This window comes from Brenneria izbisi, from assembly GCF_025840185.1.
In the GTDB taxonomy this organism is placed as follows: Bacteria; Pseudomonadota; Gammaproteobacteria; order Enterobacterales; family Enterobacteriaceae; genus Brenneria; species Brenneria izbisi.
Map to the genome: position 1 here is coordinate 134,164 of NZ_JAMPJU010000006.1, position 17,847 is coordinate 152,010.

General features: G+C 52.7%; 12 protein-coding genes. 5 read left to right on the top strand and 7 right to left on the bottom strand.

The annotated features are described in order from the left end of the window. Window positions 1-43 precede the first annotated feature (43 nt). Both nfuA and gntX read right to left on the bottom strand, forming a co-directional pair. Window positions 44-619: a Fe-S biogenesis protein NfuA gene (nfuA, locus tag NC856_RS10085; protein ID WP_264090303.1), complete on the bottom strand. Its 576-nt coding sequence runs from the start codon at window positions 617-619 to the stop codon at window positions 44-46. Window positions 620-679: 60 nt separating this feature from the next. Further along, window positions 680-1,381, bottom strand: coding sequence for a DNA utilization protein GntX (gene gntX, locus NC856_RS10090; RefSeq protein WP_264090304.1), 702 nt, complete (start codon window positions 1,379-1,381; stop codon window positions 680-682). A gap of 53 nt (window positions 1,382-1,434) precedes the next feature. On the opposite strand from gntX, the gene bioH reads away from it, so the two are divergent. The 3 genes from bioH to NC856_RS10105 all read left to right on the top strand — a co-directional run bounded on the left by bioH (window position 1,435) and on the right by NC856_RS10105 (window position 7,315). Further along, a complete protein-coding gene (bioH, locus tag NC856_RS10095) occupies window positions 1,435-2,202 on the top strand; it encodes a pimeloyl-ACP methyl ester esterase BioH (RefSeq protein WP_264090305.1) in 768 nt (255 codons plus the stop codon). Between the two features lie 162 nt (window positions 2,203-2,364). After that, window positions 2,365-5,478, top strand: coding sequence for a multidrug efflux RND transporter permease AcrD (gene acrD / locus NC856_RS10100; protein WP_264090306.1), 3,114 nt, complete (start codon window positions 2,365-2,367; stop codon window positions 5,476-5,478). A gap of 91 nt (window positions 5,479-5,569) precedes the next feature. Further along, window positions 5,570-7,315: an alkaline phosphatase gene (locus tag NC856_RS10105; protein ID WP_264090308.1), complete on the top strand. Its 1,746-nt coding sequence runs from the start codon at window positions 5,570-5,572 to the stop codon at window positions 7,313-7,315. Between the two features lie 204 nt (window positions 7,316-7,519). Here the strand turns inward: NC856_RS10105 and kduI are convergent, their stop codons facing one another. The 4 genes from kduI to NC856_RS10125 form a co-directional block, all read right to left on the bottom strand. Continuing rightward, window positions 7,520-8,356, bottom strand: a complete 837-nt coding sequence (gene kduI / locus NC856_RS10110; protein WP_264090309.1) for a 5-dehydro-4-deoxy-D-glucuronate isomerase — start codon at window positions 8,354-8,356, stop codon at window positions 7,520-7,522. Between the two features lie 12 nt (window positions 8,357-8,368). Continuing rightward, window positions 8,369-9,325: a 2-keto-3-deoxygluconate transporter gene (kdgT, locus tag NC856_RS10115; RefSeq protein WP_264090310.1), complete on the bottom strand. Its 957-nt coding sequence runs from the start codon at window positions 9,323-9,325 to the stop codon at window positions 8,369-8,371. A gap of 610 nt (window positions 9,326-9,935) precedes the next feature. Then, window positions 9,936-10,724, bottom strand: coding sequence for an IclR family transcriptional regulator (locus tag NC856_RS10120; RefSeq protein WP_264090311.1), 789 nt, complete (start codon window positions 10,722-10,724; stop codon window positions 9,936-9,938). 356 nt (window positions 10,725-11,080) lie between these two features. Beyond that, the gene (locus NC856_RS10125) at window positions 11,081-13,417 is read right to left on the bottom strand and encodes a Tex family protein (protein WP_264090312.1); all 2,337 of its coding nucleotides are present in this window, start codon (window positions 13,415-13,417) and stop codon (window positions 11,081-11,083) included. A 314-nt stretch (window positions 13,418-13,731) separates the two neighbouring features. On the opposite strand from NC856_RS10125, the gene NC856_RS10130 reads away from it, so the two are divergent. Both NC856_RS10130 and NC856_RS10135 read left to right on the top strand, forming a co-directional pair. After that, the gene (locus tag NC856_RS10130; RefSeq protein ID WP_264090313.1) at window positions 13,732-15,018 is read left to right on the top strand and encodes a citrate synthase; all 1,287 of its coding nucleotides are present in this window, start codon (window positions 13,732-13,734) and stop codon (window positions 15,016-15,018) included. 82 nt (window positions 15,019-15,100) lie between these two features. Continuing rightward, the gene (locus tag NC856_RS10135) at window positions 15,101-15,796 is read left to right on the top strand and encodes an RraA family protein (protein WP_264090314.1); all 696 of its coding nucleotides are present in this window, start codon (window positions 15,101-15,103) and stop codon (window positions 15,794-15,796) included. A gap of 69 nt (window positions 15,797-15,865) precedes the next feature. Here NC856_RS10135 and NC856_RS10140 read toward each other — a convergent pair whose 3' ends face one another. Further along, window positions 15,866-17,587 carry a lysophospholipid acyltransferase family protein gene (locus NC856_RS10140; RefSeq protein WP_264090315.1) on the bottom strand — a complete coding sequence of 574 codons (1,722 nt, stop codon included), beginning with the start codon at window positions 17,585-17,587 and terminating at the stop codon, window positions 15,866-15,868. Window positions 17,588-17,847 lie beyond the last annotated feature (260 nt).

Consider the following 17,847-nt stretch of genomic DNA (forward strand, 5'->3'; position numbering starts at 1 on the left):
CCAGATCTGGGATGCTGGCGGGAAATCAACAGGCGGGCAGCAATCAGTAGTAGGAATGTTCGCCGCGTTGATGCTCAGTGAGGTCGCGCACGCCTTTCAGTTCAGGGAATTTTTGCAGCAATTCTTTCTCAATGCCTTCTTTCAGCGTGTAGTCAACCATGGAACAACCGTTACAGCCGCCGCCAAATTGCAGGATCGCCAGACCATCGTCGGTAATTTCCATCAGCGTGACTTTACCGCCGTGACCAGCCAACTGCGGATTGATTTGTGATTGCAGTACGTATTCTACGCGCTCTATCAGCGGCGCGTCGTCATCCACTTTACGCATTTTGGCGTTCGGCGCTTTCAGCGTCAGTTGAGAGCCCAACTGGTCGGTAACGAAGTCGATTTCAGCGTCTTCCAGATAAGGGGCGCTGAGTTCATCCACATAGGCGGAAATTTTCTCAAACTTCAGTTCGGTGTCGCTGGCTTCCACGGCGTCCGGCGGACAGTAGGAAACCCCGCACTCTGCGTTTGGCGTGCCGGGATTGATGACGAAAACACGAATTTGCGTGCCTTCTTCCTGTTTTGCCAACAGTTTCAGAAAGTGTTCCTGAGCAGCGTCAGTAATACGGATCATAAGGGTAAACTCGATAGTTGACTGCACTTATCGGTTATAATACGCCCATCCTCCCCTGAACTACAAGGTTCGGCACAAACACCATACCTGAACGCTGACTGCGCCGCGCGCCAGCAGCAGACGGCTGATTTCCGCGGCGGTGCAGCCGGTGGTGACTACATCGTCCAGCAACGCGACCGTCCTGCCTGCCAGTGATGCCGGGCAGACAAACGCGCCGGCAAGATTTTTACGGCGGGCGCTGGCGCTGAGTGTTTGTTGAATGCGGGTTTGACGCAGACGATGGATCGCCCGCGGCGAATATTCACAGCCAAGCCAATGCGCCAGCGGACGCGCTAACCGTTCGGTCTGGTTGAAACCCCGCCGCCACTGACGCTGTTTGTGTAATGGAACGGTAAACAGAACATCGGGACGACATTGCGGCCCGGTTTCCCGCAGCGCGTACTCCCGATAGGCGCTCAGCCAGGCGAATAAAATCTGGCGCGCCAGGACGGTGGCCAGCTCCGTTTTTCCATGAAACTTAAACAATTTCAGTAGGATATTGAAGGGCGCACGGTAATCGCTGACAAAAATTATCGATTGCCACGGCGGGGGATGTTGCACGCAACGGCCACATTGCCGGGTTGGATCGCTGGTGGATAAACCGCAGCGCGGACAGCAGCGGGGCCGGGGCGGTAAATGACGCTGACAAGATGAGCAAATACCCTGTTGGCTATGATAAAGCGGCAATCGGCATAGCCAGCAGTGGGCGGCGATGGTTAACATAGCGTTTTCCCTCAAATGAACAAGCATGTATGACGAAAGCAGGAAGATAACCGATGGCAACGTTGTATTGGCACACGGAAGGCACAGGAAAAACGGAACTTGTGCTGTTGCACGGCTGGGGGCTGAATGCTGGGGTATGGCATGGCATTTCATCGCGGCTGGCGTCGCATTTTCGTCTGCATCTGGTGGACTTGCCTGGTTATGGCAGAAGTCAGGGGTTTGGTCCTGTGTCGCTGGCAGCGATGGCGGACATGGTTCTGAGGCAGGCGCCGGCGCGCGCTATCTGGCTGGGATGGTCACTCGGCGGGCTGGTTGCCAGTCAGGTGGCGTTAAGTGCGCCGCAGCGGGTAAAGGGACTGATTACGCTGGCCTCTTCCCCTTGTTTCCGCGCCCAGAATGACTGGCCGGGCATCAAGCCGGAGGTGCTGCATGGATTTCAGCAGCAACTCCGCGATGATTTTCAGCGTACGGTTGAGCGCTTTCTGGCGTTGCAAACGTTGGGAACGGCGAGCGCGCGGCAAGATGTCCGTTTATTGAAAAACGTAGTGTTGGAGCAACCTATGCCGCCGGTCGAGGTGCTGAATGGCGGTCTGGCTATTTTGCGTCAGGCGGACTTGCGTCAACCTCTGGCTTCGCTGACGCTGCCTTTCCTGCGGCTGTATGGCGCGCTGGATGGATTGGTGCCGCGTAAGGTGGCCGGGTTGCTGGATGAACGGTGGCCTGACTCGTCATCGTTAGTGATCCCCAAAGCGGCGCATGCTCCGTTTATTTCTCACCCGGCGGCGGTTGTTGAGGCGATAATGGCATTCGCCGACCTGTAAACGACGATAATTTACATTTTCTCCTCAATTTCTCCACGATTTCGACCGCTCTGACAGGTAAGGTGAGTTAGCGCCCTGTGGCAAGGGGTTGACCTGCCGATACCCTATGTAGATTGTTCATAGATTCACCACTTCGGAATATGGCTGAGGAGTCTGTAAGCGATGGCGAGTTTTTTTATCGACCGCCCGATTTTTGCCTGGGTGTTGGCTATTCTTCTCAGCCTGTGCGGAATACTGGCGATTAAATCGTTGCCGCTGGAACAATATCCCGATCTCGCGCCACCCAGCGTGCGTATCACCGCCAACTATCCGGGGGCGTCGGCGCAGACGCTGGAAAATACCGTTACGCAGGTTATCGAGCAGAGTATGACCGGTCTGGATAACCTGATGTACATGGCTTCCGACAGCAGCGGCACCGGGCAGGTCAGAGTCACGTTGACGTTTGAGGCGGGCACTGATCCTGATGAAGCCCGGCAACAGGTGCAAAACCAGCTTCAGTCCGCCATTCGTAAACTGCCGCAGGATGTGCAGCAGCAAGGGGTGACGGTCAGTAAGACCGGCGATACCAATATTCTGATGATTGCGTTTGTATCTACCGACGGCAGCATGGAAAGACAGGATATCGCCGATTACGTCGCCACCAATATTCAGGAGCCCATCAGCCGCATCAGCGGCGTGGGGGAAGTGGATGCCTATGGCTCGCAGTATGCGATGCGCATCTGGCTTGATCCGCTCAAACTGGTGGATTACGCGCTGACCACGGAAGATGTGGTGAACGCCATCGAATCACAGAACAGCCAGGTTTCGGTAGGACAGGTGGGCGGCGTGCCATCGGTGGATGATCAGGCGCTTAATGCCGCTATCAACGCCCAGTCGCTGCTCCAGACGCCGCAGCAGTTCCGCGATATCACTCTGCGTGTGAATCCAGAGGGTTCCGCTGTGTCATTGGGCGATATCGCCACCGTGGAGTTGGGTGCGGAGCGTTATGATTTCCTGACTCGCTATAACGGTCAGGCTGCCTCCGGGCTGGGAGTTAAGCTGGCCTCCGGCGCCAATGAACTGGAAACCGATAAACGCGTCCGAGAGCGTATCGCGGAACTGGCGCCGTATTTTCCACGTGGGCTGGAGGCCAGAGTCGCCTTTGAAACCTCACCCTTTGTCAAAGCCTCGATTACCGATGTGGTAAAAACGCTGCTCGAAGCGATTGTGCTGGTTTTTCTGGTGATGTATCTGTTCCTGCAAAATTTTCGCGCCACGCTGATCCCGACTATCGCGGTGCCGGTGGTGTTGCTCGGTACATTTGCCGTGCTTTACGCTTTTGGCTTCAGCCTGAATACCCTGACCATGTTTGCAATGGTGCTGGCGATCGGTTTGCTGGTGGATGATGCCATCGTGGTGGTGGAAAACGTCGAGCGGGTAATGAGTGAGGAAGGGCTGTCGCCAAGAGACGCCACACGTAAATCGATGGTGCAGGTGCAAGGCGCGTTGGTGGGGATTGCGCTGGTGCTGTCGGCGGTGTTTGTGCCGATGGCGTTTTTTGGCGGCACCACCGGTGCAATCTATCGCCAGTTCTCCATTACCATCGTCACCGCCATGATCCTGTCGGTGCTGGTGGCGATGATCCTGACGCCCGCGCTGTGCGCCACGCTGCTCAAGCCGCTTGCCAAAGGGCAGCATCATGGACGCAAGGGATTTTTTGGCTGGTTTAACCGCTATTTCACCCATCATTCGCTGCGCTATGAACGCGGCGTAGGTAAAATTCTGCTGAACAGCGGGCGCTGGCTGCTGCTTTATCTGGGTATTATCGGCATCATGGCTTTCCTGTTCCTTAAACTGCCGACCTCTTTTCTGCCGCAGGAGGATCGGGGCGTTTTTTCCACCCAGGTACAACTGCCGCCGGGCGCGACCCAGCAGCAGACATTGCGGGTGGTCAACAAGGTCGAACAGTATTATCTCACCCAGGAAAAAGATAACGTGACATCGGTCTTTTCCATTATCGGCGCGGGGCCAGGCGGCAACGGGCAGAATGTGGCCCGACTGTTTGTGCGGCTTAAGGATTGGAGCGCGCGCGCTGCTGCTGAAAACAGTTCTTTTGCCATTATCGAACGGGCGACGAAAGCTTTTAGCGACATCAACGAAGCGCGCGTGTTCGCCACCAGTCCGCCGTCCATCAACGGGTTGGGCAGCGCGGCGGGATTCGCCATGCAGCTACAGGACCATGCCGGGATGGGGCATGAACAGTTTATGCAGATACGCAATCAGTTGCTGGCGATGGCCGGGGACAATCCCGATCTGACGCGGGTACGCCATAACGGTCTGGATGATAACGCGCAGTTACGGATCCAGATTGATCAACGTAAGGCGCAGGCGTTAGGCGTTTCGATTGACGATATCAACAACACGCTGAAAACCGGCTGGGGTTCCACCTATGTGAATGATTTCCTTGATCGTGGGCGGGTGAAGAAGGTCTATGTGCAGGCCGCGGCGAAGTACCGCATGTTGCCGGATGATATCAACCGCTGGTACGTGCGCAACAACGATGGCGGTATGGTGCCTTTCAGCGCGTTTGCGCAAACGGCGTGGGAGACGGGTTCCCCGCGTCTGGAACGTTATAATGGCTACGCTTCGCTGGAGATTGTCGGGGAAGCCGCGCCGGGCGTCAGTACGGGTACGGCCATGAATCTGATGGAATCACTGGTGGCCAGGCTGCCGCCGGGCATCGGGTTGCAGTGGACGGGGATGTCCTTTCAGGAGCGGCTGACCGGGGCGCAAGCGCCGGCATTATATGTCATTTCGTTGCTGGCGGTGTTCCTGTGTCTGGCCGCGCTGTATGAAAGCTGGACCGTGCCTTTTTCGGTGATGCTGGTCGTGCCGCTGGGAGTGCTGGGCGCGCTGGTCGCAACCTGGGCGCGGGGGCTGGAAAACGATGTCTATTTTCAGGTGGGGCTGTTGACGGTGGTCGGGCTTTCGGCGAAGAACGCCATTCTGATTGTGGAATTTGCTAATGAGATGAACCAAAAAGGTAAGGATCTGGTGGAGGCGACGCTGGAGGCTTCCCGTCAGCGATTACGGCCAATACTGATGACGTCGCTGGCGTTTATTTTTGGCGTATTGCCGATGGCGACCAGCGGCGGCGCGGGATCAGCCAGTCAACACGCGGTTGGCACTGGCGTGATCGGCGGCATGGTATCCGCGACATTCCTCGCCATCTTTTTTGTCCCGCTGTTTTTCGTCGTGGTGCGTCGGCGTTTTCCGTTAAAAGAGAAAGTGGATTAGCCGCCCGGAAGAAATGATGCGGCAATTCATCAAACTGTAAGAAAAAATAACTACGTTATGTCCTGCTAATTTTGCAATCAAGGACATCACGATGAAAGCTCGCTGGTTACTGCCTTTGCTGTTTGCCGCCGCCCTGCCGGGAATGGCGCAGGCACAGGCCATTTATCCTATCGACCGCGCCACCATGCTGGCGGGTGGCAAATTCGATTTTAAAGTTGAGTTTGATGAAGTTCTCAAACCGGAAGATATTCGCATTCTGATAAATGGTAAGGATTATCAGCAAGTGCTGGGAAAACCGGCCACCTTTGTTGAACGTGAAGACGGCGCGAATGCCTCGACGGTGTGGCTACGGGATGTGCAGTTGTCTGCCGCCGGAAAATATGTGGTAGAGGCGCAGGCCAGAGGCAAAAAAACACAGGTGACCTGGGACGTTTACCAAACGCCGGAAACGCGCAAAGCCAAAAACGTGATTCTGTTTATCGGTGATGGTCTGTCGGTGGTTCACCGTACCGGAGCGCGCATTCTGTCCAAAGGTGTTACCGAAGGGAAAGCCGACGGGCGTCTGGCGATTGACGATCTGCAATACATGGCGTTCGCCGGTACATCCAGTACTGATTCCATTGCCGCCGACAGCGCCAATACCATGAGCGCCTACATGACAGGGCATAAGTCCGGCGTGAACGCGCTGGGTGTTTACGTCAGCCGGAGTAAAAACTCGCTGGAGCACCCGAAGCAGGAGACGCTGGGCGAGTTGATTAGCCGTTCAACGAAGATGTCCGTCGGTGTGGTCAGCGACGCCGAGATTGAAGATGCGACGCCAGCTGCGGTGGTATCCCATACCCGTCGTCGGGCGGACAAATCTGAGATCGTCGGCATGTTTTATAACGTGCAACCCAGCGTGATCCTGGGGGGCGGTTCGGCCTATTTCCTGCCCAAGAGCGCGCCGGGTTCCAAGCGTAAAGACGAAACCAACTACCTCGAAAAATTCCAGCAGGCGGGTTATACGCTGGCAACCGATGCCGATACCCTGAAGAAAAATGCGGCGCAGGCCACCAAACTGCTGGGGCTGTTTCATAGCGGCAATATGGACGGGGTACTGGATCGCCGTTTTCTGAAAAACGACGTCACCAAAAAATTCCCCAATCAACCGGATCTGACCGAAATGACGCAGGCGGCGTTGGACGTGCTGTCTAAAAATAAAGACGGCTTCTTCCTGATGGTGGAATCGGCGCTGATCGACAAAGCGTCGCATCCGTTGGACTGGGAGCGAGCGTTCTATAACACCATCATGCTCGATCAGTCGGTGGCGCTGGCGCAGAAGTTTGCCGAGAAAAACCCGGACACCATGATCATCGTAACGGGCGACCATACGCACGGTATCTCCATTATCGGCACGGTGGATGACAATAAACCGGGCGCCGACATGCGTGAGAAGGTGGGCGTGTATGAAGAGGCGGGCTTCCCGAATTATCAGGATGCCAATAAAGATGGCTACCCGGACGATGTGAATGTTTCCAAACGTCTGGCGGTGTTCTTCAATAATTTCCCTGACTACTACGAAACTTTCCGGCCTAAACTGGCAGGCACCTTTGTGCCAGCCGTTGAGAATGACAAAAAAGAGTATGTGGCGAACAAAGCCTATGAAAGCGTACCGGGCGCCGTGTTTCGCGAAGGCAACCTGCCACGCGCTTCCGATGGCGGCGTGCATTCCGTGGACGATATGGTGATTCAGGCCAGCGGGCCGGGAGCCGAACGGATCCGCGGTTATATGGAAAACACGGGTCTGTTCCGAGTGATTGTGGATGCCCTGGCGGTAAAACCGCAGGATCAGAAATAATTTCCTCATATGAATAGCGTGAAATACGCTCAAGCGGGGGTAACCCCGCTTGAGGTTAATGACAAACCCATCGTAGTGAGCGCGAGGCATCCCTACGGGAACCTCATCACCGTGTTTCCCCTAATATCTGACTGTGTCAACAGTCTGAAGCGAACGTAGTTCACCTTGCTGCATCTTACGCTATCGGCATAACGCCAGAGGGGATTAGCGTAAATCCAGCATCGCGATATGATCCATATCGTCAAACGTCAGATTTTCGCCGATCATGCCCCAAATAAAGGCATAGTTTTGTGTGCCGACGCCGGTGTGAATCGACCAACTGGGGGAGATCACCGCCTGTTCGTTATGCATCACCAGATGACGTGTTTCATGTGGCTCACCCATCATATGGAAAATAATGGTGTCTTCCTTCATGTCAAAATAGAAGTAAACTTCCATTCGGCGTTCATGAGTATGCGTCGGCATTGAATTCCAGTTGCTGCCTTCCGCCAGACGCGTTAACCCCATGCTCAGTTGGCAGGTTTCCACCACTTCCGGCACCAGATATTTGCAAATAGTCCGTTTGTTGCAGGTCTTGATATCTCCCAACGGTGCTTTGATCGCATCATTCTGTGTAATGATGCGTGTCGGGTAAACGGCATGCGCGGGGGCGCTGTTATAATACAGTTTTGCCGGTTTAGCCTTGTCCAGGCTACTAAATGCTAAGGCTTTGGCTCCTTTTCCGACATAGAGCGCTTCCTCATTGCCAATCTGGTAGCGTGTGCCGTCGATAACGATTTTTGCCGGGCCGCCGATATTGATAAGCCCCAGTTCGCGCCGCTCAAGAAAATAGTTCACGCCAAATTGTTTGCCGATGCCGTCATCAAACGTTATCTCGGCATCCACCGGCATGATCCCGCCCACAACAATACGATCGATATGGCTGTAAGTCATAGTGTATTGGTTTGGCGTAAATATCTTCTCAATGAGAAATTTCTTTCTCAGATCGGTTGTATCAAGCGTTTTCGCATGTTCACTGTGTACACTTTGTCGTACGTCCATTTTGTAACCTTTTTATGCGTTTTGAGGTGAAAAGCGTTTTGCCCATAATGCCGTAATGATGGGCACCAATATTGAAGTCACGATGACACTGGTGGCGACTAACGCTGTCGCCTGTTGAGCGACCGGTGCGAATTCCGGAGCCATATTCGCGATCAGCAGGGGGGTTGCGACGGCGGCGCCCGCGCTGCTGGATGCGGCCACGCCCGCGGTTCCATTACCGCCGCCAATAAACTTATCCGCTATAATCAATGGGATACCAGTAACAACGATCACCAATACGCCGAGGAAAATACCCGCGAAGCCAGTTTGGAGGATCACCGATAAATTAATGGTGTTGCCCAACGCAAAAGCGAAGAAAGGAATCAGGGTTTGGACTGAATTACCGAACAGCTTTCTCAAGTCTGGGTCCAGGTTGCCCAGTAAAAAACCAATCACGAAAGGAAGGACGGCGCCCAAAAATAACTGAGGTTCAAAGGTGGCGATACCGCTGGCGCCCAGAATGACCATGGTCATCAACGGACCGGATTCCAGCGACATCAGCACGAAGGCGCCCGCTTCTTCTTTTGAACCGTATTGGTTCATCAATGCGGCGTACAAACCGCCGTTAGTCATGTCCATTGCCGCGACTAGCGCAAGAACGGAGATCCCAGCCAGCAAACCATTTTGGATGCCATCCCCCGGTAAGAATGCGCCAGCGATCAGCGCTACAACCCAGGCAGTGGCGATTTTGGTCGCTACCAGGACACCTGATTTTCTCAACATTGTACCTGTCGCTTTAAGTTCAATGGACGCGCCCATGCAGAAAAACCATACTGCCAGAATAGGAATAGTCCCCGTAATAAGGCCGTTGCTGAAAGAACCTAAAAATTTCCCAGCCCCTGGCGTAAAGGTATTACAGAATGCGCCCAAAAAGAGCGGAACCAGCATTAATCCGCCAGGGATTTTATCAATGGCTTGTTTGATTTTCATAAAAATTCTCATTTTAAAAAATAGAAATATATTCAACCTGCCTTCAGTGAAAGCAGATATACCCGTCATACTTCAAGCTGCATGTGTGTTGTTCAAAACGATAACGTTTTGTCCGGTAATTCGAATTATTTATGGTGTCGATTTTTTGTATAAAATAGTCAGTAGACGGTAATAAAATCCAAGGTGTTATTATCTGGTTTTATTGGTTATTGAAGATGGTCGTCCTGATTATAAAGTTGATAATTAATATTTATCATCATCTTGATGTTTATGATCTTTGTAATATATTTTTAGTGATAGATAGCCTTCCCGTAATGCTTAATGAGCTTTTACAGGTAATGAGGCTGTGACATATCACTCACGATGATTTTTGCACTGCTATTTTCGATTTCTTCAATAGCATCAACGTGCTAATGCGAAATGATTAAGCATTATTTATCTATCCTGAATAATTCGAGTTGTGAATAGACGAGCGCAGTCAACGCATACACGACTTGAAGTATGGCGGGTATAAATAAAAATGTTCTTCTTTATTAATTATGTCGGTGTTGGCCTCTTAAGGTTCAATTAATTATCATTAAAATCACTATAGCTATTTACGAATAATATATTACCTAATATCAATATGCCGACTGTTAATATGAGCGGTGATAGCTTTACTGGCTTTAATCAGGCTTGCCAGATGCTTCTCTTTTTTCCCATTAGCATATTGCGATTGCATACCGTTAACGCCGATGGCTGCGATGACTTCACCGTCTTGGTTAAAAATCGGGGCGGCCATACAGCAGATTTCTTCTATATCTTCGCCGTCGTCTATTGCCCAGCCCTGTTCTTTAACCGTTTTCAGGTGTTGTAGGAAATCTTCTCTGTTCGTAATTGTCCGAGGGGTGAAATACTCAAAAGTACAATCGGCAACCAGCGATTCAATTCTTTCCTGCGGTAACCAGGCTAATAGCACTTTTCCCAGAGACATGCGGTTAAAAATGATTTTCTTACCTTCCCAGGATGTTTTTACAATGGCTTTGGGCGATTCCACTTTGCTCAGGAAGAAACCGTTATCGCCGTCAAGAATGCCAAGATGACAAGTCAACTCCGTCTCTTTGACCAACTCATGCATAAAGTTAATCGTATCTTTACGCAGATCAATATTCTTTATTACCAGACCGCCCAGTTCAAACAGTCTCATCCCCAAAACATAACGCCCGTCGGCGCGCTGGCACAACAGTTGCGCTACCACCAGCACTTCCAGTAGATGATGTACGCTGCTTTTGGGTATAGACAAGTCAGTACACATCTCAGTGAAGCTGGCTTCGTCACGTTTGGCGATATAGTCAATAATCATCACTAAGCGGACTGCCGCCGGCGCTTTACTGTGTTCGAGTTGTCGGAATATATTCATATCTGTTCTATATATAAAACTTTAGTTTCCTATATAGAACAATAATAACGTAACGGTAATTTATTTACCTAGATGCAGATCACAAAACAATCGTAAAATGGTTGATAATTTCAATATAAATGAAATGTAGTTTCATTAGTGAAACAGAAGGGCGATATTTTGACAGGATAGATTCCTGATCTTGTGAAAACGAGGTCAGGAATCTTTTAAATAAGATACCCGCCACACTTCAAGTGACATTGTGGCCGCGTTACGAGGCACATAAATAAACCCCGTAATGCGGCCAATACTTTGCGTGGTTCAAAACGATAACGTTTTGTCCTGCAACGCGAATTATTTAAGGTATAGCACGGCGATTAGCGCTTCTTAAACGCCGCCGCCAGCGCATCGCTCATGGCGCTGTTGCCTGCTGATGACGTGCTGGCTGGACGAGCGGGGCGGGGTTTACCCGCGCCTGGACGCGCAGACGTGTTATTGTCACGTGCGTTGCCGTTGCTGCCGCGTCTTACCGCCGTTTCACCCGGCTGCTCATCGAGGCGCATGGTCAGCGCGATACGTTTGCGTTGCAGATCCACTTCCATCACCTTGACTTTGACGATATCGCCAGCTTTCACCACTTTGTGCGGATCATCGACGAAATGGTCGGCAAGCGACGAAATATGTACCAAGCCGTCCTGATGTACGCCGATATCCACGAATGCTCCGAAGTTGGTCACGTTAGTGACCGCGCCTTCCAGAATCATGCCCGGCACCAGATCGTTCATGGTTTCCACGCCATCGGCAAAGTTGGCGGTTTTGAACTCAGGTCGCGGATCACGCCCCGGTTTTTCCAGTTCTTTGATGATGTCAGTCACCGTCGGCAGGCCAAAACGCGCATCGGTAAAATCTGCCGGTTTCAGGTTGCGCAGGGCGGCGGGGTTGCCCATCAGATCCTGTAACGCTTGTTCCGTGGCGGCCAGAATTCGCTCCACGACAGGGTAGGCTTCCGGGTGAACGGTCGAGGCATCCAGTGGGTTATCCCCATGATTGATGCGCAGGAAGCCCGCGCACTGTTCAAATGCTTTCGGCCCCAGGCGACTGACTTTCAACAGTTGTTCCCGGCTGCGGAAGCGGCCATTTTCGTCACGCCAGGCGACCACGTTCTGCGCCATCATCCGCGTCAGCCCCGCCACCCGTGTCAATAGCGGGACGGAGGCGGTATTCAGATCAACGCCGACGGCGTTGACACAGTCCTCAACCACCGCATCCAGTTTTTTCGCCAGCAGGCTCTGGCTGACGTCATGTTGATACTGACCGACACCAATGGATTTGGGGTCGATTTTCACCAGTTCAGCCAGCGGATCCTGTAAGCGGCGGGCGATGGACACCGCGCCGCGCAGCGAGACATCCAGATCGGGAAACTCCAGCGCGGCCAGTTCGGACGCTGAATAGACCGATGCCCCGGCTTCGCTCACGATCACTTTTTGCGCTTTGATATCGGGAAACTGTTTTTGCGTATCGAGGAAGAAACGCTCGGTTTCCCGCGACGCGGTGCCGTTGCCGATCGCCACCAGTTCAACCTGATGTTTGATGCACAAGGCGGCAACGATGGCGGCGGCTTTCGCGGCCTGTCCGGTATGAGGATAAATTGTGTCGGTGGCTACCACCTTGCCGGTGGCGTCCACCACCGCGACTTTCACACCGGTACGCAGACCGGGATCGAGCCCCATAGTGGCGCGCATGCCCGCTGGCGCCGCCATCAGCAGATCGTGCAGGTTACGGGCGAACACATTGATCGCTTCGTCTTCGGCTTTCTCCCGCACGCTGCCCATCAGTTCGGTTTCGAGGTGCAGCAGGACTTTGACGCGCCATGTCCAGTTGATGACCGCTTTACGCCAGCTATCCGCGGGCTCATTGCCCAAACGCAGGTTCAGGTGATCGATAATAATCTGTTCGCAATGGCTTTCACGCGGCGCTTCTTCAAACTGCGGATCGGCGTTCAGCGATAGTTGCAGGAACCCTTCGTTTCGACCGCGGAACATGGCGAGCGCCCGGTGAGAAGGCACCTGAGCAATCGGTTCGTGATGGTCGAAATAGTCGCGGAATTTCGCCCCTTCGTCCTCTTTGCCTTCCACCACGCGGGATACCAGATGAGCGTTTTTCCACAGATAGTGACGTACTTTCGCCAGCAGCGCGGCGTCTTCCGCGAAACGTTCCATCAGAATATAGCGTGCGCCATCCAGCGCCGCTTTGGTGTCCGCCACGCCCTTTTCTGCATCGACATAATGCTGTGCGGCAAGTTCCGGCATCTGGGCGGGATCTTGCCACAGGCTGTCCGCCAGCGGTTCAAGACCGGCTTCAATGGCGATCTGTCCGCGAGTACGGCGTTTAGGCTTATACGGCAGATAAAGATCTTCCAGTTCGGTCTTGCTCAGCGTGCTGTTGATGGCGCTGGCGAGCGCTTCAGTCAGTTTTCCCTGTTCCTCGATTGATTTCAGAATAGTCTGTCGGCGATCGTCCAGTTCCCGCAGGTAACTCAGACGCGTTTCCAGCAGACGCAATTGGGTATCATCCAACCCGCCAGTGACTTCTTTACGGTAACGTGCGATAAAAGGGACAGTGTTGCCTTCGTCCAGCAGGCGCACGGCGGCATCTACTTGCTCCGTTCGAGCCTGCAATTCGCGGGCAATAATCTGGCTTAATGAATCATTCATAGGTCTGATATCGATGGTCATCAATTAATGGATTAAATGGCAAGGGGACAGTTATACGGACTGAGCGCGAAAAATGCCAGCCCATCCCTTTGAGCCTGCGGCGGCGTTGCGCTCTTATGCGTACCTGGCAGGCGGCAAACTTTACCTGAATCAATATTACGTCAGATTCTTGCAATTCCGCGGCGATTTTAGCGTATTAAATAAGCAGGGTAGGCGTCGTGACGACAGGCTGTATGGCCGTCCTACTGATAACAATGAGAGATATATTGGCGCGATAGTGAACATTTATTCTTTATTCGGCAGGAGAAAGATTCATGACAGCAAGACAGTCTGCGTTGGTAATAGACGGCAAAGAAAAACTCACGTTGGAGATGCGTTCCGGCGTGATGGGAAAAGATGCTGTGGATATCCGTCCGTTTGGTGCTCAGGGGCTGCGCAGCTACGATCCCGGATTTGCCAACACCGCCGGGTGTGAATCTGCCATTACCTACATTGATGCGGTGAATAGTGTGCTCCTGCATCGTGGGTTTCCTGTTGAACAACTGGCGGAGCAGTGCGATTTCATCGAGGTCTGTTTTATTCTTCTGCACGGCGATGCGCCTACGGCGGAAGAATATGAGAAATTCACCAGCGACATTACCCGCCACACTCTGATCCACGAACAGATGGCGCGCATGTTCAGCGGATTTCGGCGCGACGCGCACCCAATGGCGCTGATGTGTGCGGTCGTGGGGGCGCTTGCCGCGTTCTATCATGATGTGCTGGATATTAATAATGCGGAGCATCGTGAATTGGCGGCGGTTCGCCTGTTGTCCAAAATGCCGACGCTGGCGGCGATGTGTTATAAATATTCCATCGAACAGCCTGCGGTTTATCCTCGTAACGCTTTATCTTATACCGGTAATTTCCTGCATATGTTGTTTTCTGTGCCGGCGGAGAAATATGAGGTGAACCCGGTGCTGGAACGCGCCATGAACCGCATTCTTATCTTGCATGCCGATCACGGTCAGTGTCCGTCGACCATGGCGGTAAGAGCGTCCGGCTCGTCCGGCGCCAATCCGTTTGCTTGTATCGCCGCAGGACTGGCGTCCATGTGGGGGCCGATGCATGGCGGCGCGAATGAAGCCTGCATGCGTATGCTGGAAGAGATTAAAACCGTGGATCGGATCCCGGCGTTTTTGAAACGCGCGAAAGATGAACGCAATTCGTTGCGTCTGATGGGATTCGGCAACTCGGTGTATCAGCATTTCGATCCGCGTGCGGCGATCCTGCGTAAAACCTGTTATGAGGTGCTGGCTGAACTGGGTATGGAGGACAGTCTGCTTCAGGTGGCGATTGAACTGGAACATATCGCCATTACCGATCCCTATTTTCTGGAAAACAAACTTTACCCCAGCGCCGATTTTTACACGGCGGTGATCCTCAAAGCGATGGGACTGCCGCCATCAATGTTCACGGTTATTTCCACCGTGGGCCGCACCATCGGGTGGATTGCGCACTGGAATGAAATGCATAACCAGCCGGAAATGAAGATCTATCGTCCTTGTCAAATCTATATCGGTGAGCCGCGCCGGGACTATGCGTCAAAACGGCAGATCTGACGGTTTTTTATCTTTATTATAATAAAAGCTTATAACCTGAATCTGAACGGATGGAATTTATCTTACGAGGACATCAAGCGACATGAGTACTGAACAGCAGGGATGGCCAGCCGGTTATTATATCGCTCCGCGCCAGTGCAATATCAGCGCGGAACTGGTTGCGGCCTATCGGGATATACCGGCTGCCGTGATTGGCGACTGTCTGGGGAGAAGTACGGGAACCATCGGGTTGCAGCGTTATCATCAGGACGTAAATAGAATAATTTGCGGCCCCGCCATGACGGTTCGTGTCTGCCCTGGGGATAATCTGATGATCCATAAAGCGCTCTTTATGGCGCAACCCGGCGATATCATCGTTATTGACGGCGGCGGCGATGTAACGCAGGCGCTGATTGGCGGATTGATAAAAACCACCGCCATCACGCGCAACATCGCGGGTTTTATCGTGGATGGCGCGATAAGGGATCTGGCGGAATGGGCCAGCGGCGAAATACCGGTTTACGCCAAAGGTCATACTCATCGCGGCCCCAGCAAAACCGGCCCAGGAGAGATCAATGTCCCGGTTTGTTGCGCTGGGATGGTGGTCAATCCAGGGGATATCGTTATCGCCGACAGTGACGGCGCTGTGGCCGTTCCTGCCGCACAAGCGACGGACATCCTTGTCAAGGCGAGAGAACAATTGGAAAAAGAACACCTCATCCGGCGCCATAATCAGGCTGGCACTGCGGACCCTGAACGCTTTGACGCTATCCTGCGCAAATTGGGTTGCCCGTTATAATCATAAAAACTATCCACCCGTACCTTGTACGGGCTGGTTATGTGTTTATCGCTACGCTGTTGTTTATATTCACTCATTTGGTGCGTTTTCACTCATGAACGGCGCAATATAGCGCTGGTAGCGGGATGTTTTAAGCTGCTGTAAATCCACCAGCACCAGCCCGTCGATACAGTTGTTGAAGTCGGGATCGATACCGAAATCAATAAATCTGACGCCGCCTGGCTCGCAGATTTCCGAGTACTGTTTATACAGCGTAGGAATAGCGCAGCCCATGTTATTCAGCATGCTTTTCAGGCGCATCAGATCCTGCTGATAATCCGTACCTTCAAATTGTTTCAGTACGTCGGGCAGTGACGCCGGATAAGGGCGGCGCGATTGGGCCAGGGGCTGGCCGGGGGCGAAGTGCAGACGATAAAAAGCGATCAGCAAATCGCGTGCAGTTGGCGGTAATGCGCCGGACAGCGAAACCGGGCCGAACAGATAGCGATATGCCGGGTAACGCGCCAGATAAGCGCCAATGCCCAACCAGAGATAGTCCAGTCCACGTTTGCCCCAGTATTTCGGCTGAATGAAACTGCGCCCCAGTTCGATCCCGGATGCCAGTATCGGGTTCATCTCTTCACCGTAGTGAAACAGGCTGTGGCTATAGAGGCCATTTTTCCCTTTCTCGGCGATCTGGCGAGCGGTCGGAATAAAACGATAAGCGCCGACAATTTCCAGATCGTGCTCATCCCATAGAATCAGGTGCAGGTAGTCATCATCATAGCTGTCCAGATCGCGGCGCTGACCGGAACCTTCGCCGACGGCACGGAAGGCAATTTCCCGCAGACGTCCCAATTCGCGCAGGATCGGCACATAATCTTCGGCGCCGCGTTGATACAGATAGACCATTTTCCCATCGGGCGTGGTGCCGAGCATTTCACAGTCAGACAAGGCTCGTTTCAACATCACCCGGTCTTCGGCCAGCGCGATGGGCTTTTCGCCAGAAAAGCAACCGGGTTTCCCCTGTCCTAATCGATAAACGTGACGGCGAAAACGGGCGGCAAGATCGTTGGCCTGCCAGTCGCCCTGACTCCAGGTGGCATAAGGAATGCGCGCGCCAATGCGCAACTTGAGCCGGTTGCCTTGCTGACGAAACATTTCCCTGACCAGCAGCAGGGTGGAGAACGGTCGATAAATCAGTGAAGAGAGATAAAACAGGCTGCTATTGCGCCCGCTGATATGGATCGGGACGATGGGCGCTCGCGCTTTGCTGGCCATACGAATAAAACCATTGCGCCAGTGTCCGTCGCGGATACCTTTCAGGCTGATGCGGGAGACTTCCCCGGCCGGAAAAACAATGATCGCTCCATCATTATTCAGATATTGCTGGATGGCGGTAACTTGCTGGCGATTGGTACTATGATTAAAGTTATCCACGGAAAAAAACAGACTCTTCAGCGGTACAATATAAGAAAGCAATTGACTCGCTACGATACGTACATCCGGTCTGATGCTGGCGACTGTGCGTAACAGCGCCAGTCCATCCAGCGAACCAATCGGATGATTGGCAACCAGCACCACCGGGCCCTGGCTGGGGATGTTTTCCAAATCACCTTCCACCATTTCACAGTTGAGATGAAAGTGATCCAGAATTTGCTCGACCAGATCCAACCCCTTCAAATGGGGATAACGCTGGGCAAACTGCTGGATTTCATTTTCGAATAACAATGTTCGCAACAGGGTTCTCTGCCAGGAGGGGGGCTGACGGTGCGGAGCAAGGTCTTGCAGAATGGCATCTAAGCTAAACATTAGTCGTTCTCCGTAGCTTAACTGAAGGCAAAGGTAAGGGATGGAAGTGACACATTTATGTCAACCTGAATATAAGCGATGAAAATATCAGCAGGTTTGAAGAACCCGGTCGCTTTTGTCAGATGTTGATGTCTGTCACATTTTTTTCACGAATACACTTTTCAAGCAATCTGATGGCACGTCTCAGATAATGCGCGTTCATTCATTTTTGGTATAGTTAATTGAGTGTTAATTACGTTAAATATATTGACGTTATGGGC

Excerpts from the sequence above, each read along its gene's own strand:
- NC856_RS10140 (WP_264090315.1), bottom strand. The coding sequence starts at position 17,587 with ATGTTTAGCTTAGATGCCATTCTGCAAGACCTTGCTCCGCACCGTCAG.
- NC856_RS10130 (WP_264090313.1), top strand. The coding sequence starts at position 13,732 with ATGACAGCAAGACAGTCTGCGTTGGTAATAGACGGCAAAGAAAAACTC.
- NC856_RS10135 (WP_264090314.1), top strand. The coding sequence starts at position 15,101 with ATGAGTACTGAACAGCAGGGATGGCCAGCCGGTTATTATATCGCTCCG.
- NC856_RS10120 (WP_264090311.1), bottom strand. The coding sequence starts at position 10,724 with ATGAATATATTCCGACAACTCGAACACAGTAAAGCGCCGGCGGCAGTC.
- gntX (WP_264090304.1), bottom strand. The coding sequence starts at position 1,381 with ATGTTAACCATCGCCGCCCACTGCTGGCTATGCCGATTGCCGCTTTAT.
- kduI (WP_264090309.1), bottom strand. The coding sequence starts at position 8,356 with ATGGACGTACGACAAAGTGTACACAGTGAACATGCGAAAACGCTTGAT.
- NC856_RS10125 (WP_264090312.1), bottom strand. The coding sequence starts at position 13,417 with ATGAATGATTCATTAAGCCAGATTATTGCCCGCGAATTGCAGGCTCGA.
- acrD (WP_264090306.1), top strand. The coding sequence starts at position 2,365 with ATGGCGAGTTTTTTTATCGACCGCCCGATTTTTGCCTGGGTGTTGGCT.
- kdgT (WP_264090310.1), bottom strand. The coding sequence starts at position 9,325 with ATGAAAATCAAACAAGCCATTGATAAAATCCCTGGCGGATTAATGCTG.
- nfuA (WP_264090303.1), bottom strand. The coding sequence starts at position 619 with ATGATCCGTATTACTGACGCTGCTCAGGAACACTTTCTGAAACTGTTG.
- bioH (WP_264090305.1), top strand. The coding sequence starts at position 1,435 with ATGGCAACGTTGTATTGGCACACGGAAGGCACAGGAAAAACGGAACTT.
- NC856_RS10105 (WP_264090308.1), top strand. The coding sequence starts at position 5,570 with ATGAAAGCTCGCTGGTTACTGCCTTTGCTGTTTGCCGCCGCCCTGCCG.